At 42.0% G+C, this 14,980-nt stretch carries 17 protein-coding genes; all 17 read left to right on the top strand.

What is annotated here, in order from left to right:
- The first annotated feature begins 2 nt into the window (after positions 1 to 2).
- The 17 genes from M1D84_RS10900 to rpsB all read left to right on the top strand — a co-directional run bounded on the left by M1D84_RS10900 (position 3) and on the right by rpsB (position 14,909).
- Positions 3 to 365 (top strand): response regulator, encoded by a 363-nt coding sequence (locus M1D84_RS10900; RefSeq protein WP_007499584.1) that lies wholly within the window; start codon positions 3 to 5, stop codon positions 363 to 365.
- 18 nt (positions 366 to 383) lie between these two features.
- Positions 384 to 1,043 (top strand): flagella biosynthesis regulatory protein FliZ, encoded by a 660-nt coding sequence (fliZ, locus tag M1D84_RS10895; RefSeq protein ID WP_024424165.1) that lies wholly within the window; start codon positions 384 to 386, stop codon positions 1,041 to 1,043.
- Positions 1,036 to 1,701 (top strand): flagellar type III secretion system pore protein FliP, encoded by a 666-nt coding sequence (gene fliP / locus M1D84_RS10890; RefSeq protein WP_024424164.1) that lies wholly within the window; start codon positions 1,036 to 1,038, stop codon positions 1,699 to 1,701. Before fliZ ends, fliP begins: the two co-directional genes overlap by 8 nt.
- A 16-nt stretch (positions 1,702 to 1,717) precedes the next feature.
- Positions 1,718 to 1,987, top strand: coding sequence for a flagellar biosynthesis protein FliQ (fliQ, locus tag M1D84_RS10885; RefSeq protein WP_003211206.1), 270 nt, complete (start codon positions 1,718 to 1,720; stop codon positions 1,985 to 1,987).
- 6 nt (positions 1,988 to 1,993) lie between these two features.
- Positions 1,994 to 2,773 (top strand): flagellar biosynthetic protein FliR, encoded by a 780-nt coding sequence (fliR, locus tag M1D84_RS10880; RefSeq protein WP_024426982.1) that lies wholly within the window; start codon positions 1,994 to 1,996, stop codon positions 2,771 to 2,773.
- A complete protein-coding gene (flhB, locus tag M1D84_RS10875) occupies positions 2,770 to 3,858 on the top strand; it encodes a flagellar biosynthesis protein FlhB (RefSeq protein WP_029706524.1) in 1,089 nt (362 codons plus the stop codon). The genes fliR and flhB overlap by 4 nt, the downstream gene beginning before the upstream one ends.
- Positions 3,859 to 3,887: 29 nt before the next feature.
- Positions 3,888 to 5,921: a flagellar biosynthesis protein FlhA gene (gene flhA, locus M1D84_RS10870; protein ID WP_044330616.1), complete on the top strand. Its 2,034-nt coding sequence runs from the start codon at positions 3,888 to 3,890 to the stop codon at positions 5,919 to 5,921.
- Complete coding sequence (flhF, locus tag M1D84_RS10865; RefSeq protein WP_024424161.1) at positions 5,921 to 7,039, top strand: flagellar biosynthesis protein FlhF; 1,119 nt, start codon at positions 5,921 to 5,923, stop codon at positions 7,037 to 7,039. The genes flhA and flhF overlap by 1 nt, the downstream gene beginning before the upstream one ends.
- Entirely contained in the window at positions 7,033 to 7,938 is a 906-nt protein-coding gene (locus tag M1D84_RS10860) for a MinD/ParA family protein (RefSeq protein WP_024424160.1), read from the top strand. Before flhF ends, M1D84_RS10860 begins: the two co-directional genes overlap by 7 nt.
- Positions 7,935 to 9,008, top strand: coding sequence for a protein-glutamate methylesterase/protein-glutamine glutaminase (locus M1D84_RS10855; RefSeq protein WP_024424159.1), 1,074 nt, complete (start codon positions 7,935 to 7,937; stop codon positions 9,006 to 9,008). The genes M1D84_RS10860 and M1D84_RS10855 overlap by 4 nt, the downstream gene beginning before the upstream one ends.
- 5 nt (positions 9,009 to 9,013) lie before the next feature.
- The gene (locus M1D84_RS10850) at positions 9,014 to 11,041 is read left to right on the top strand and encodes a chemotaxis protein CheA (RefSeq protein WP_024424158.1); all 2,028 of its coding nucleotides are present in this window, start codon (positions 9,014 to 9,016) and stop codon (positions 11,039 to 11,041) included.
- 24 nt (positions 11,042 to 11,065) lie between these two features.
- On the top strand, positions 11,066 to 11,527 hold the full coding sequence (locus tag M1D84_RS10845; protein WP_024424157.1) for a chemotaxis protein CheW: 462 nt from the start codon (positions 11,066 to 11,068) through the stop codon (positions 11,525 to 11,527).
- 12 nt (positions 11,528 to 11,539) lie between these two features.
- Complete coding sequence (locus M1D84_RS10840) at positions 11,540 to 12,166, top strand: chemotaxis protein CheC (protein WP_458106496.1); 627 nt, start codon at positions 11,540 to 11,542, stop codon at positions 12,164 to 12,166.
- Positions 12,166 to 12,666: a chemotaxis protein CheD gene (locus M1D84_RS10835; RefSeq protein WP_024424155.1), complete on the top strand. Its 501-nt coding sequence runs from the start codon at positions 12,166 to 12,168 to the stop codon at positions 12,664 to 12,666. Before M1D84_RS10840 ends, M1D84_RS10835 begins: the two co-directional genes overlap by 1 nt.
- 24 nt (positions 12,667 to 12,690) lie before the next feature.
- The gene (locus M1D84_RS10830; protein WP_024424154.1) at positions 12,691 to 13,458 is read left to right on the top strand and encodes a FliA/WhiG family RNA polymerase sigma factor; all 768 of its coding nucleotides are present in this window, start codon (positions 12,691 to 12,693) and stop codon (positions 13,456 to 13,458) included.
- A gap of 21 nt (positions 13,459 to 13,479) precedes the next feature.
- Positions 13,480 to 14,019: a hypothetical protein gene (locus M1D84_RS10825; protein ID WP_024424153.1), complete on the top strand. Its 540-nt coding sequence runs from the start codon at positions 13,480 to 13,482 to the stop codon at positions 14,017 to 14,019.
- Between the two features lie 155 nt (positions 14,020 to 14,174).
- Positions 14,175 to 14,909, top strand: coding sequence for a 30S ribosomal protein S2 (gene rpsB / locus M1D84_RS10820; RefSeq protein WP_024426991.1), 735 nt, complete (start codon positions 14,175 to 14,177; stop codon positions 14,907 to 14,909).
- Positions 14,910 to 14,980: the final 71 nt, after the last annotated feature.

The following is a 14,980-nucleotide window of genomic DNA, read 5'->3' as shown; positions in this document are numbered from 1 at the left end:
AAATGGCTACTAAGGTATTAATCGTAGATGATGCAGCATTCATGAGAATGATGATCAAGGATATTCTTGTAAAAAACGGATTTGATGTAGTAGGAGAAGCAGAAAACGGCGCACAAGCAGTTGAAAAATACAAAGAAACATCTCCTGATCTTGTCACAATGGATATCACCATGCCGGAAATGGACGGAATCACTGCACTAAAAGAAATTAAACAAATCGATGCTTCTGCAAAAATCATCATGTGTTCTGCTATGGGACAGCAGTCAATGGTTATTGACGCGATCCAAGCAGGTGCAAAAGACTTTATCGTGAAGCCATTCCAGGCAGACCGCGTACTTGAAGCAATTAATAAAACGTTAGGCTAAAAAAGGGTGTAAGATTTGTTGAAAAAACGTTTGATATGTATAGCAATGATCAGTTTTATGCTTTTCTTGACGATGCAGCCTGCCTCTCTGTTTGCCGAAACGAAAGATCCTGAGAATGGCACAGTGAATGACTGGCTCAAAGATGAGAAAGAAAGCAAAAAGGATACAGAGAAGAAAACCACTGACAATCAAACGAATCCGGCAGAAGAAGTTCCCTCTTCTTCTGTCTCCATTATGGATTTTGTCAAAATGATTGGTGCCTTACTTTTTGTCATCCTGCTTATTTATGGATTAGTGAGATTTGTTGGTAAGCAAAACCGTTTACTCAAACCATTTCGCTATGTTGAAAATATTGGCGGAACGACAGTCGGACAAAACCGTTCAGTCCAGCTGATCAAAGTGGGCAAACGAGTATTAGTTGTCGGCGTAGCAGACTCAATCCAGCTGCTAAAAGAAATTGATGATGAACAAGAATGTGAAGCGATCGTGAAACAATATGAAGAAGCGATGGAAAGCAAAACCGATTTACCAAAAATGGTTCAAAAATTTACATCGCAGATAAAGAAACATGATCAGACGACCACTTCTTCTTTTTCAGCCAATTTAAAGGCGCAGCTAGCCGAATTGAAAAAGACCCAATCAGAAGTCAGAAAGAAAGGCCCGAAACAAAATGAATGAGTTTATCGATTTATTTAATTCCAGCGGTGCAGGAAATATCAGCACATCTGTCCGTCTTCTTTTACTTTTAACTGTATTTTCGGTTGCACCGGGCATTCTCATTTTAATGACGTGTTTTACACGGATTGTGATTGTTCTTTCATTCGTCAGAACATCACTTGCAACCAACTCAATGCCGCCAAACCAAGTGCTTGTTGGACTTGCGTTGTTTCTCACATTTTTTATCATGGCACCCACGTTCTCACAGATTAATAAAGAGGCGCTGACGCCGCTTTTAAATGATGACATCACGTTAAATCAGGCGTATGAAAAAGCCGAAGTGCCTATTAAAGAGTTTATGAGTAAACATACGAGACAGAAAGATTTGGCTTTATTTCTTAATTACGCAAAAATGGATAAACCTGAATCGATTAAAGATATTCCGTTAACGACGATGGTTCCCGCTTTTGCCATTTCAGAATTAAAGACGGCATTTCAAATTGGTTTCATGATCTTTATTCCATTTTTAATTATTGACATGGTGGTCGCAAGTGTTCTGATGTCAATGGGGATGATGATGCTTCCACCGGTTATGATATCGCTCCCTTTCAAAATATTGTTATTTGTTTTAGTCGATGGATGGTATTTGATAGTTAAATCTTTGCTGCAAAGCTTTTAGAGTAGGTGCTTAAAACATGAGTTCAGAATTTGTCATTACGATGGCTGAAAGATCAGTGTATGTAGTATTGCTTGTGAGTGGGCCGCTTCTAGCGCTCGCACTCATTGTGGGACTGATTGTCAGTGTGTTTCAGGCGACAACCCAAATTCAAGAACAGACGCTTGCGTTTATTCCTAAGATTGTTGCTGTACTCATTGGGCTTGTTGTGTTTGGTCCATGGATGCTTTCAACAATCGTGTCCTTTACGACAGAGCTGTTCTCGAATTTAGATCGATTTGCAGGTTAACAAGCGATGTCAATCATAGAATTATTCCCTGCTTTTCTTTTAGTTTTTATTCGGATCACCGCTTTTTTTGTGACAGTACCGCTTTTAGCGCATAGAACGATCCCAGCTGTACACAGAGTTGGATTCTCCCTGTTTTTAGCTGTCATTAGTTTTAGCACCATAAAAGAACCGCCAGCACTCGACATAGACGGCCTTTATATGATGCTTGCGGTGAAAGAAGCAATGGTCGGGCTTCTGCTTGGGCTGATTGCATACATCATGGTGTCCGCTGTTCAGATTGCCGGCTCATTCATTGATTTTCAAATGGGTTTTGCGATTGCCAATATTATTGATCCGCAAACAGGGGCGCAGACGCCGCTGATGGGACAGTTTTTTTATACGGTCACATTGCTGTTGATGCTGGCAACAAACGCACATCACTTGCTGCTTGATGGAATCTATTACAGCTTTCAATACATTGCAGTTGATCAATACGCGCTGAATTTCGGCAGTGAATCCTTTGCTTACTTTATCGCAAAGAGCTTCAACCAAATGTTTATCATCGCCTTTCAAATCTCGGCACCTGTCGTGGCAAGTCTGTTTTTAGTCGATTTGGCGCTGGGGATTGTGGCACGTACAGTTCCGCAAATGAACGTATTTGTGGTTGGACTTCCTATTAAAATGGGTGTGAGTTTTATTATGATCATCATCTGTATGGGCGTCATCTTCGGTGTTGTCCAAAATACATTTGAAACGATTGTACTCACCATGAGGAATTTCTTAGCATTGGTCGGTGGTTCGTCATGATGACAAGGCTTAGACTAGACTTGCAATTTTTCGCAGGTGAAAAAACAGAAAAAGCAACGCCGAAAAAAAGGCGGGATTCACGTAAAAAAGGACAGGTTGCCAAAAGTACCGACGTCAATACAGCCATCTCATTTCTATTAATCTTTTTATCATTCTTTTTTATTGGGCCTTTTATGAAAGAGCGGATTATCGCGCTCATAGAACGTTTTTATTCAACAACCATGCTAATGAAAGTTAGCACATCTAATATTCATCAATTATTCTTGGAATTGCTTCAAGAAACAGGGCTCCTCCTCATGCCAATCCTTGGTGTTGGCATGCTGGCGGGGATTATCAGTAACTATTTACAAGTCGGCTTTCTCTTTTCAACAGAAGTGATCAAACCGAAATTAGAAAAGCTTGACCCAATCAAAGGGTTTAAACGGATATACAGTATTCGAGCCCTCGTAGAGCTATTAAAATCCATTTTGAAAATTGGCTTTGTTGGCTTTGCGACATTTATCGCTCTTTGGATGCACTTTGACGAAATTCTGCGGCTTCCTTTATTAACAGCAGAGGAAACCCTTCATTTCGTTGCAAATATGACCTTAATTATGGGGCTGTATGCTGCTGGTGCTCTTTTGATTTTGGCAGGGCTTGATTATATGTATCAGAAATTTGATTATGAAAAAAACTTGCGGATGTCCAAACAAGACATCAAAGATGAGTATAAAAAATCAGAGGGTGACCCGCTCATCAAATCAAAGATTAAACAGCGTCAGCGGGAAATGGCCATGAGACGGATGATGCAGGAAGTCCCAAAAGCGGACGTCATCATTACAAACCCAACCCACTATGCCATTGCTTTAAAGTATGATGAAGAAAAAATGGACGCGCCCTATGTTGTGGCGAAGGGAACGGATATTTTGGCTTTGAAAATTAGAACGATTGCGAAAGAACATGATGTCATGACTGTAGAGAACCGCCCGCTTGCCCGTGCGCTCTATGATCAGGTCGACATCGACCAAGCGGTGCCGGAAGAATACTTTAAGGCCATCGCAGAAATTTTAGCTTACGTCTATAAAACGAAACAAAAGATTTTATGAATTTTTGGTTTTAAAAGGAGAGAACAGGCATGTCAGCAAGAGATTTATCTGTTTTATTCAGTGTTATTTTAATTGTGGCGATGCTGGTCATACCGTTTCCGCCCATTTTGTTAAGTATTTTAATCATTATTAATATTTCTCTTGCGCTTATCGTGCTTCTCACCACAATGAACATGCAAGAACCACTGCAATTTTCAATTTTTCCATCGTTGCTTTTGCTCTTAACGCTGTTTCGTTTAGGGCTAAACATCTCTACAACACGTTCTATTCTTTCAACAGGAGATGCTGGAAAGGTTGTCGAAACGTTCGGTTCATTTGTTGTTGGAGGAAATGTCCTCGTTGGTCTTGTTGTTTTCCTTATCCTGATCATCATTCAGTTTATTGTTATCACAAAAGGGGCAGAGCGTGTATCAGAGGTTGCGGCAAGATTTACACTCGATGCGATGCCAGGTAAACAAATGAGTATTGACGCAGATTTAAATGCAGGAATGCTGACCGAAAGTGAAGCAAGAAACCGCCGTGAAAAAGTAGCGAGAGAAGCAGACTTTTATGGAGCGATGGATGGTGCCAGTAAGTTCGTTAAAGGGGACGCCATCGCAGGTATTATCATCGTCATCATCAATATTATATTTGGAATCATTATCGGGATGCTTCAGCAAGGAATGTCGATTCAAGAATCAGCTTCTCACTTTACCCTATTAACGGTAGGGGACGGAATCGTTTCGCAAATTCCGGCACTCCTCATCTCAACGGCAACAGGGATTGTCGTGACGAGAGCCGCTTCTAACGGAAACCTTGGATCAGACATTACAGGGCAGCTCTTTGCATTCCCAGCCATGCTTTATGTGACAGCAGGCACGATCTTCCTTCTTGGGCTGTTTACACCAATCGGCATCCTTTTGACAGGGCCGATCGCAGGTTTACTTGCCCTTGGCGCATACCTGATGTCGAAAAACAAACAAGACCAAGAAGAAATCGAAGAGGTACTGGAGGAACAAGCAGAGGTAGAAGAGATGAAAAGTCCAGAAAGTGTTATTCATCTTCTGCAAATGGATGCCATTGAATTTGAATTTGGCTACGGCCTCATCCCGCTCGCTGATGCAAATCAGGGCGGTGACCTGTTAGACCGAATTGTGATGATCCGAAGGCAGCTTGCCCTCGAACTTGGTCTTGTCATTCCAGTCGTCCGGATCAGGGACAATATTGCACTGAACCCAAATGAATACCGGTTAAAAATTAAAGGGAACGAAGTAGCAAAAGGTGAGCTGCTGCTTGATCACTACTTAGCGATGTCCCCAACGCCTGATGATGATCCGATTGAAGGAATTGAAACAATCGAACCATCCTTTGGCCTGCCGGCTAAATGGATATCAGAAGCAGAAAAAGATCAGGCTGAGATGCTAGGCTATACGGTTGTGGACCCAGCGTCTGTTGTGTCTACTCACATCACAGAGAAGATTAGACAAAACACACACGAACTGCTCGGACGCCAAGAAACGAAGCAATTAATCGATCATCTGAAAGAAAGTTATCCTGTCTTAGTGGATGAGGTAACACCAAATCCGCTGGCAGTCGGTGATATTCAAAAAGTACTGGCGAAGCTGCTGAAAGAAAAGGTCTCTATCCGAAACCTTGTCACCATTTTTGAGACGCTTGCAGACTACGGAAAATTAACGACTGATACAGATTTATTAACAGAGTATGTTAGACAGGCGCTCGCAAGACAGATTACCGCACAGTATGCAAGAGAAAATGAATCACTCAAAGTCGTGACATGCTCAGGCCGAGTAGAAAAGGTGATTGCAGACAGCGTTCAGCAGACAGAGCATGGAAACTACTTATCGTTAGATCCAGAATCCTCTGAAAGTGTGATTCAATCAGTGGCGAGAGAAATTGAACAGCTTTCGCTTCGTCAGGAAACGCCGGTTCTATTATGCTCACCTCCTATAAGAATGTACGTTAAGCAGTTGTTAGAAAGATATTTCCCAGATTTACCGGTACTATCTTATAACGAACTAGAAGCAAATGTGGAAGTACAGAGCATCGGAGTGGTGGATATCTAATGAAAATGAAAAAAATCACAGCAAATTCTATGCAGGAGGCAACGATTCAAATCAGGCAGCAGCTTGGGAAAGATGCCGTTATTTTAAATTCTAAAACCGTTGTCAAACGCAAACTGTTAGGTTTGAAGAAACAGCAAATGGTCGAAGTGATTGCAGTGCTGGATCAAGATTTCGAGGAAAGAGCTGGTAAAGGGTTAAACCCTGCGCCGCCTCTTCCAGTATTACCAAAAAAGGAACAAGTTCAAAAGCTGCCCGAAGAGCCTTCATTTGCTCCCAAGGCGGCGAAACCAGCGCCTTCTCATACCCAGCCTTTAGAATATGTGAGGAATGAACGGCATGCGGGTATTCTGCCTGATCCTCTCATAGCAATCGATCAAAAGCTAAAGGATCAAGGACTTGATGATGCCATTCGAGACGAATGCCTGAAGGGTCTTTTAACAAAGGGTGCGGTTAAAGAAAATCACATAAAAAAAGAACTTGAACAACTGCTGACAGATATGCTGCCAGCTAAAACCTCTGATGAGCCGATGATTTCTTCAAAATACATTGTTTTGTTCGGTTCAACTGGAGCTGGTAAAACGACAACGATTGCAAAGCTGGCTGCTAAAACGGCCATTCAGCAGCAAAAGAAAATTGCTTTTATTACAACCGATACGTACCGGATTGCAGCGATCGAACAGCTGAAAACATATGCTGAACTGCTGAATGCACCGCTTGAGGTTTGTTATTCAAGAGAGGATTTTGTAAAAGCCCAAGAGACCTTTAAAGAGTATGATCATATCTTCATCGATACAGCAGGCCGTAACTTTAAAGAAGAAGCGTATATTAAAGAGCTGACCGACATTATTCCATTTGATGAGAGCATTCAAAGTTTTCTCGTGATGAGTGCTACATCGAAGTATCAAGACATGAAAGCCATGGTCAAACGCTTTGAACACGTTCCAATCAATCAATTCATTTTTACAAAAGTAGATGAAACGGACACGATGGGAACCATTTTTCAAATCATTGCTGACTCTCAAATCAAACTTGGTTTTTTAACAAATGGTCAAAATGTGCCTGAGGATATTCTCGAAGGCTCGCCTCTTGAACTAACAAGGATGGTTTTACAATCATGAAGCCCGACCAAGCAGAAGGGTTAAGAAAACTAGTTCAGCAGAGTCAAATGATCACACCGGCTCCTCTTAACGCCAGCGGACAGGCAAAAACCATTGCCGTCATGAGCGGTAAAGGCGGGGTAGGTAAATCGAATTTGACCCTGAATATGGCACTGTCTATCGCAAGTACAGAGAGAAGAGTGTTAGTGATTGATCTTGATTTTGGGATGGGGAATATTGATATTTTACTAGGGAAAACATCGACTAGTTCTATATTAGATGTTCTCGTTAGAAAAAAATCCTTCCAAGCAGCCATGACAAAAGGAACGGATAACCTATATTACATTTCTGGCGGAAGCGGGCTTGAACAGCTGTTTTCTTTAGATAAAGATCAATGGTCGTTCTTTTTGGAAGAGATGGAAAGAATGATGCAGGACTTCGATTGTATTTTCTTTGATATGGGAGCCGGCTTGTCAAAAGATCAGCTGCCTTTTGTCTTATCGGCAGGAGAAGTGGTCGTTGTGACTACGCCAGAGCCAACATCCATCATGGATGCCTACAGCGCGATTAAACACTTAGCCATTCATCAGTTTGAACGGTCTGTGCAAATCATTGTTAACCGGTGCAAAACCCCCTCAGAAGGGTCTGAAACCTACCGGAAATTAGCAGGAGTGGTCACATCTTTTCTTCACAGAAAACTTGTATTTGCTGGCGCTGTGCCTGATGATCCTGCGGTTCCTAAAGCAGTATCAGAACAAATTCCATTTTATATGAAGCAGCCTCATTCAAGGCTGAGTAAAACCATTAAGATGCTGGCAGAAACACTATATCATCAGCAGATAAGAGAGGCACGGAGAGAACAGCATACGTTTATAGATAAGTTGTCCTCTTTTTTTAAAAGGAGGAAGGTGGACTCATGATTAGAGTGCTAGTAGTAGATGACTCGGCCTTTATGAGAAAGCTCATTAGTGATTTTCTAAGTGCCGAGCAAGAAATAGAAGTCGTCGGAACGGCGCGAAATGGGGAAGATGCCTTAAAACGGATCAAGGAACTGAATCCAGATGTTGTCACATTAGATGTGGAAATGCCTGTTTTAAATGGGACAGAAGCATTAAAGCAAATTCTGGCTGAACACGACCTTGCCGTGATTATGGTGTCAAGCCAGACAAAGCAAGGAAAAGATTTAACCATCCATTGCTTAGAACTCGGTGCTTTTGACTTTGTGACAAAGCCTTCGGGAAGTATTTCGCTCGATTTGCACAAAGTGAGGGGGCAAATTGTAGAGCGGGTACTTGCGGCAGGACTGTCAAGGAAACGCACTGAAGAGAAGATGTCTCCTAAGCCGGTGATAAAGCCGCCAAGTCCAGTGGCTGCACCCCGGCTGCCATCTGTAAAAGGCAGCTCACTCCGAAAGATTATTACTATCGGAACATCTACAGGAGGGCCAAGGGCACTTCAACGAGTCGTAACGAAGCTGCCTAAGGACATCGAGGCACCTATATTGATTGTGCAGCATATGCCAGCAGGATTCACGGCATCACTTGCTACTAGATTAGATCATTTATCACAAATTACGATTAAAGAAGCGCAAGATGGAGACATCGCGAAAAATGGAGTGGCTTACATAGCTCCTGGTGGAATGAATATGTCACTTCATGACCAAGGGGGGTCACTTGTTATCAGGCTGTCCCCTGAAGACACGGAAAGCCGGCACAAGCCATCTGTTAACTATTTATTTGAATCCATCAGCAGCATAAAGGGTTACGAGAAAATCGCTGTCATTATGACAGGTATGGGCAGTGACGGTACTGAAGGTGTCAAAAAAATGGTCGCAAGCGGTCATACGAAAGTCATTGCAGAAAAAGAAGAATCATGTGTTGTTTTCGGAATGCCTAAATCAGTCATTAAAGCAGGCCTTGCACATGAAACAAGGCATGTGGATGACATCGCACATGCAATTATAAGCTCCATGAAAAAAGAGAGGGCGTGAACACGTTGGATGTAAACCAATACTTAGATATCTTTTTAGATGAAAGCAGAGAACACTTACAAACTTGTAATGAAAAACTTCTTGATTTAGAAAAGAACCCAACCGACTTGCAGCTAGTGAATGATATATTCAGAGCGGCTCATACATTGAAAGGCATGAGTGCAACGATGGGCTTTGATGATATGGCTCACTTAACGCATCATTTAGAAAACATGTTTGATGCTATCCGTAATGAACAAATGATTGTCACTCCTGAGTCAATGGATACGATGTTCGAAGCACTCGATCATCTTGAAGCAATGGTTCAATCGATTGCAGAAGGAGGAGACGGGAAACGTGATGTCACAGAGATTAGTAAAAAGCTAGATGTGACAGGAAGCCATGCTGAGGCAGCTTCAAGCGTTGAAACAGCAGATGCATCAGCTGCTGCTAATGACTTAGATTATAACGAATTTGAACGAACAGTTCTTGATGAAGCGAGAGAGCAAGGCTTCAAATGCTATGAACTCAACGTGACATTAAGTGAAGCGTGCTTACTAAAAGCCGTTCGTGTCTATATGATTTTTGAAAGATTAAATGAAGCAGGCGAGGTTGTCAAAACCGTTCCAAATGCAGAACTGTTAGAATCAGAAGATTTTGAATCTGAATTCAGCATTTCTTATCTTTCTAAACAGCCGATGGACGAAGTGCAGAAAATCGTCACTGCGATTTCAGAGGTTGAGAAGGTTGAGATCTCTGAAGTCTCCGCATTTGAAGAAGCAGCTCCAGCTGAAAAGCAAGAGGCGCAGCCTGAACAGAAAAAAGAAGAAGTATCCGTTCCTGCTGCCAAAGCGCCAGCAAATGATGCGCCAAAAGCAAATGGCAATAACGGTGCAGCTGCCGGCGGAACGAAAACAATTCGTGTCAACATCGACCGTCTTGATTCTCTTATGAATCTATTTGAAGAACTTGTGATTGATAGAGGCCGATTAGAGCAGATTGCGAAAGAACTAGAAAATAACGAACTCACAGACACAGTCGAAAGAATGACTCGTATTTCTGGAGACCTGCAATCAATCATCCTGAACATGAGAATGGTACCTGTGGAAACTGTCTTTAACAGATTCCCGCGTATGATTCGTCAATTGACGAAAGAGCTTAATAAGAAAATTGAGCTTATTATTGAGGGTGCTGAGACGGAGCTTGATCGAACAGTGATCGACGAAATTGGTGATCCGCTCTTGCATTTACTCAGAAACAGTCTAGATCACGGGATTGAATCACCAGAAGAACGTGTGAAAAAAGGCAAGCCGGAAAAAGGTACGGTTCTATTAAAAGCGTACCATAGCGGAAACCATGTCTTCATTGAAGTAGAAGATGATGGCGGCGGGATTAACCGTAAAAAGGTGCTTGAAAAAGCATTAGAGCGCGGGGTTATTACAGAAAGAGAAGCAGAAACGCTTGAAGATCATCAAATTGATTCATTGATCTTTGCAGCAGGATTCTCTACAGCTGACACGATTTCTGACATCTCAGGCCGCGGTGTAGGTCTTGACGTTGTGAAAAACAAGCTGGAATCACTTGGCGGATCTGTAAGCATTAACTCAACAGAAGGACAGGGTTCACTATTTTCGATTCAGCTTCCTCTTACATTATCGATTATTTCCGTTCTTCTTGTAAAACTAGAAGAGGAAACATTTGCGATTCCGATTTCTTCTATTATTGAAACGGCTGTCATTAAGAAAAGTGACATCCTGCAAACGCATGATCGTGAAGTGATTGATTTCCGCGGATTTATCGTACCGGTCGTGTACTTGAAGAAACAATTCCACGTACCAAATGCGAATGAATTAGAGGAAGAACTGCACATCATTGTTGTTCGTAAAGGAGACAAGCTGACAGCATTTGTGGTCGATTCATTTATTGGTCAGCAAGAGGTTGTATTGAAATCACTAGGAGATTATCTGCCAAACGTATTTGCGATATCCGGCGCAACGATCCTAGGTGACGGTCAAGTTGCACTCATCGTTGACTGTAATGCACTGATCAAGTAAAAAACAATAGAGGAGCGGTCTGAAATGAGTACAGATATCAAAACTGGCGAAAAGATGATTGTGTTTATCGTAAACAAAAAAGAATACGCCATTTCAGTATCAGAAGTAAAGTCCATTGAAAAATGGCAGCAGCCGACAAGAGTTCCTGGCGTTGCCCCTTATATATGCGGTGTTATTAATTTACGCGGTGTCGTGACACCTGTCATTGACCTGAGAGTCAGACTTGGTTCTACTGACAACGAAATTACAGATGAAACAAGAATGATCATTGTACAAGTTGGTGACATTGAAGTCGGCTGGATTGTTGATGAAGCAAATGATGTCATAACCGTCCATCAGGAAGAAGTAGAATCTTCTCCTGAATCAGCTGAAAAAGAAGGACAGTCATGGGTGACAGGTATCATTAAGCATGATCAGCGTCTTTTCAATATCATTCATGCCGGTGCTGTCCTCGACAAGAGCGTTCAAGGTGCACCTGTTCATTAAGGGGGATGTGAAATGAGCATTTTCAACGAAATTAAAGATGAACAGCTAGATATTTTAGGAGAGGTTGGGAATATCGGGGCAGGCCACGCAGCGTCTGCTCTTGCCAACCTATTGGATCGCAAAATCGATATGGCTGTTCCTTTTGTCAAGGTTCTCTCGTTTGAAGATTTAATGGATTTCTTTGGCGGTGCAGACCTTCCTGTTGCAAGCATTTACCTGCGAATGGAAGGGGATTTAACCGGCTCAATCTTTTTCATTATGCCGTTTGAGCAAGCAGAGCAATTTGTAAGAGAGCTTGTCCAGGATCCGGCATTTGATATTGATACGATTCATGAACATGAGATGGGGACGTCAGCACTTCATGAACTTGGAAATATTTTAGCGGGCTCTTATTTATCAGCCCTTGCCGATTTAACCAAATTGCAGCTTTACCCAAGTGTTCCAGATGTCACGCTCGATATGTTCGGGGCTGTCATTAGTGAAGGGTTGATGCAATTCAGTCCTCTTGGGGATCAGGCGATTGTGATTGATACATCTATTTTTGATGATCAAAATAAGCAAGAGCTGAAAGGAAATATGTTTCTATTACCAGACTTTGAATCGTTCGAAAAACTATTCAAAGCATTAGGTAACCTATAATGAACGTGCAAATTCCGGCAGTTGTAAAGGTTGGTATTGCGGATGTTCAGCTTGTTAAATCACCGGACCGCATTCGGACATCCGGTCTTGGTTCCTGCGTAGGGCTTGTCTTGTTTGATCAAGACAAAAAGCTGGCAGGCCTTGTCCATGTTATGCTTCCAGATTCCTCTCTTTCAAAAGGGGCGGTGGAGAACTTGGCTAAATATGCAGATACAGGTGTCAAGCATACAATTGATCTGCTCTTAAAAGCAGGCGCACGCAAACATGCGCTAAAGGCAAAACTTGCTGGCGGAGCGGAAATGTTTAAGTTTAAGTCAACCAATGATCTAATGAGAATTGGACCTAGAAACGTTTCAGCTGTAAAAGAACATCTGTCTCTTCATCATATCCCGATTATTAGTGAGGATACAGGCGGAAACAGTGGCCGTACGATCGAATTCGATCCGCTTACGGCAGAGCTTGAGATCCGTACTGTGAAGCAAGGCATTATGAAGATATAACTAAGGAAGTATAGGGGGATAAAGATGCAATCCTTAAATTACGAAGATCAGGCGCTATGGGCTAGATGGAAAGAGTGGAAAGACCCAGCTGCTGGAGATGATCTTATGCGCCGCTATATGCCGCTCGTCACATATCATGTTGGAAGAATTTCCATCGGTCTCCCGAAGTCAGTGCATAAAGAAGACTTGATCAGTCTAGGGATGCTCGGTTTATATGATGCCCTTGAAAAATTTGATCCCGGAAGAGATCTGAAGTTTGATACATATGCATCCTTCAGAATCCGCGGGGCCATTATCGACGGTCTTCGTAAAGAGGACTGGCTGCCTCGTACATCAAGAGAAAAAACAAAAAAAGTAGAAGCGGCTATTGAAAAGCTTGAACAGCGTTATTTGCGTAATGTGACGCCGACAGAGGTGGCTGAGGAACTCGGCATGAGTGAACAGGATGTCGTCACAACGATGAATGAAGGATTCTTTGCAAATCTGCTCTCAATCGATGAGAAGCTGCATGATCAAGAAGACGGAGAGAACGTCCAAGTCATGATTCGCGACGAGAAGTCTGTGACTCCAGAAGAGAAAATGCTGAAAGATGAATTAATTGAACAGCTTTCTGAAAAAATCACAGAGCTTTCAGAAAAAGAAAAGCTTGTGATCAGTCTTTTCTATAAAGAAGAACTGACATTAACGGAAATCGGTCAAGTGCTCAATTTATCTACTTCGCGCATTTCGCAAATTCATTCAAAGGCCTTGTTCAAGCTTAAGCATCTGCTTGATAAAGCCATTCAATCTTAAAGAGTTAGTGAGTGAAAAAATATGTTATGGCTGATTAGCTTCATGCTTCATGCTGCACTTATTTATTTTGTGATTATTTTATATACGAGAATGAATTCGCTGAAGGCAACAGAACAAAAGCAGCGAGAACTTCTAGAAGAAACGGAAAATACCCTGGCTGCATTTTTGATGGAGGTCAAAGAAGAGAATGACAAACTATCAAAAGTGGCAGCCGCTTCCCCTGATTTTTCTGCTGAAGAGCTGAAATCGGATCTTCAGACACCAAAGCAGCCACAACCACCAATTGAATCCCAGCAATCGGTCGAAAGTGAAGATCCCGTACCAGAGCACCTGTCGGCTCTCCTTAGCGAAGTTGAGGTGCAGGAAGAGAAGGTAAACGAACCCGTTCCACAACTTGAAACAGAGGCTTCTCTGCCTTCTAAAAGTGAAATAGAAGAAACATTCGAGGACCAAGTGAAGACCCTATATGATGAAGGGCGGTCACTAGAAGAAATAGCGAAAGAAATGAAAACTGGCAAGACAGAAATCGAGCTTTTATTAAAATTTAGCGGAAAGCTGTAAAGGATTCTTGATTGTCAGTCCATCATGTGTTATATTATTTCTTGGTGTTAAATACACACGCTTAATGATTCGTATAAAGGTGCTGCCGTGGCGCAGTTTTATGTGAACATGACTTAAGCGGAGGAAAAAAAACCATTATATTAGGAGGCAACAAAATGTCAGTTATTTCTATGAAACAATTGCTAGAAGCTGGTGTTCACTTCGGTCACCAAACTCGCCGTTGGAACCCAAAAATGAAGCGTTACATCTTTACAGAGCGTAACGGTATCTACATCATCGACCTTCAAAAAACGGTGAAAAAAGTAGAGGAAGCTTACAACTTCACGAAAAACCTTGCTGCTGACGGAGGAAAAATCCTTTTCGTTGGTACGAAAAAGCAAGCACAAGATTCAGTGAAAGAAGAAGCAATCCGTTCTGGTATGTTCTATGTGAACCAACGCTGGCTTGGTGGAACTTTAACAAACTTTGAAACAATCCAAAAACGTATTAAACGTTTAAAAGATATTGAAAAAATGCAAGAAAACGGTACATTCGAAGTTCTTCCTAAGAAAGAAGTCGTTCAACTGAAAAAAGAATTAGAGCGTCTTGAAAAATTCCTAGGCGGAATCAAAGACATGAAGAGTCTTCCGGATGCACTTTTCATTATCGACCCTCGTAAAGAGCGTATTGCAGTTGCAGAAGCTCGTAAATTGAATATCCCAATCATCGGTATCGTTGACACAAACTGTGATCCAGACGAAATTGATGTTGTGATCCCTGCAAACGATGATGCAATCCGTGCTGTAAAACTTCTAACTGCTAAAATGGCAGATGCGATTCTTGAGTCTAAACAAGGCGAAGAAGAAGCTGTTGTAGAAGAAACGACAGAAACTGAAACAACAACTGCGTAACCTATTCAAAAGGTGATAAGAGGGAAATGCCTTTTATCACCTTTTTTTCACCTAGTAATCCGTGTTTTAAC

The organism is Bacillus sp. PK5-006 (assembly GCF_054161415.1).
Note: the sequence above shows the minus strand (reverse complement) of the source record. Positions and strands in the feature narration are given on the sequence as shown.

Coding starts and splice junctions, on each gene's coding strand:
- M1D84_RS10900 (WP_007499584.1), top strand. CDS start 3: ATGGCTACTAAGGTATTAATCGTAGATGATGCAGCATTCATGAGAATG.
- rpsB (WP_024426991.1), top strand. CDS start 14,175: ATGTCAGTTATTTCTATGAAACAATTGCTAGAAGCTGGTGTTCACTTC.
- flhA (WP_044330616.1), top strand. CDS start 3,888: ATGTCAGCAAGAGATTTATCTGTTTTATTCAGTGTTATTTTAATTGTG.
- fliR (WP_024426982.1), top strand. CDS start 1,994: ATGTCAATCATAGAATTATTCCCTGCTTTTCTTTTAGTTTTTATTCGG.
- flhB (WP_029706524.1), top strand. CDS start 2,770: ATGATGACAAGGCTTAGACTAGACTTGCAATTTTTCGCAGGTGAAAAA.
- fliP (WP_024424164.1), top strand. CDS start 1,036: ATGAATGAGTTTATCGATTTATTTAATTCCAGCGGTGCAGGAAATATC.
- M1D84_RS10845 (WP_024424157.1), top strand. CDS start 11,066: ATGAGTACAGATATCAAAACTGGCGAAAAGATGATTGTGTTTATCGTA.
- M1D84_RS10855 (WP_024424159.1), top strand. CDS start 7,935: ATGATTAGAGTGCTAGTAGTAGATGACTCGGCCTTTATGAGAAAGCTC.
- fliQ (WP_003211206.1), top strand. CDS start 1,718: ATGAGTTCAGAATTTGTCATTACGATGGCTGAAAGATCAGTGTATGTA.
- flhF (WP_024424161.1), top strand. CDS start 5,921: ATGAAAATGAAAAAAATCACAGCAAATTCTATGCAGGAGGCAACGATT.
- M1D84_RS10825 (WP_024424153.1), top strand. CDS start 13,480: ATGTTATGGCTGATTAGCTTCATGCTTCATGCTGCACTTATTTATTTT.
- M1D84_RS10835 (WP_024424155.1), top strand. CDS start 12,166: ATGAACGTGCAAATTCCGGCAGTTGTAAAGGTTGGTATTGCGGATGTT.
- M1D84_RS10830 (WP_024424154.1), top strand. CDS start 12,691: ATGCAATCCTTAAATTACGAAGATCAGGCGCTATGGGCTAGATGGAAA.
- M1D84_RS10840 (WP_458106496.1), top strand. CDS start 11,540: ATGAGCATTTTCAACGAAATTAAAGATGAACAGCTAGATATTTTAGGA.